Here is a 668-nt window from a genome sequence, read left to right on the forward strand (position 1 = left end):
TTGAAGGTTGTGTCGATTGGGTAAATACGCTGTTCTTCCCATCTGCGGTTGTTTTCGCTTGTTGGGCTTCTTGTTTTGCTCGTTCGGCTTCTTGTTTCGCTTCGTCGATTTCGGCTTGTACATCTTCCGGTGCTGGTGTCCAGTCGGTGGCTTTGTTGCCTTTTTCGAGTTTTGCCCAATCCATACTAGCAACTTGACCTGCAGAACCATCTTGTAAGTATAATCTAATTATTATTTCCTTTTCAGGTTCAGTAATCTCAAACTGTGTACTTATTATAGTCCACTCATTGTTTGTTTGATGGATACTTTGATTAGTCGCAGTCGTACCAACAAAACCTCTAAACTGTAGTCCAGTAGTTGCTTTAACTTTTGCTGATAATGTATACACTCCTGCTTCTTTTATTACTATTGTCAATTCAAATCGAGTAGCACCAATATTAGACCCATTTGGATAAATTGTAATTACATCGTTTTCCCTTGATAACGGTGAGTTTCGTGCTTGCCATCCGCCGCTACTGTTGTAAAAGTGGGAATCTAATAGTAAATTCCTTCCACCAATCTCAATATTTTGCGGCATTTCACTCCATGTATAATCTGCGGGATTATTGCTTTCTTCCGGTGTCGTCTTATTAAACGCTAACCCGATATAAAGCTTACCTTCTGGACTA

Annotated in this window: 1 protein-coding gene; it reads right to left on the bottom strand. The window is 40.0% G+C overall.

Going from position 1 to position 668, the window contains the following annotated elements:
- On the bottom strand, nt 1-668 hold a 668-nt coding region (locus AAIB49_RS19930; RefSeq protein WP_343459071.1), incomplete at both ends, for a hypothetical protein.

Source organism: Ornithinibacillus proteolyticus (assembly GCF_039581225.1).
Classification (GTDB): domain Bacteria; phylum Bacillota; class Bacilli; order Bacillales; family Amphibacillaceae; genus Ornithinibacillus; species Ornithinibacillus massiliensis.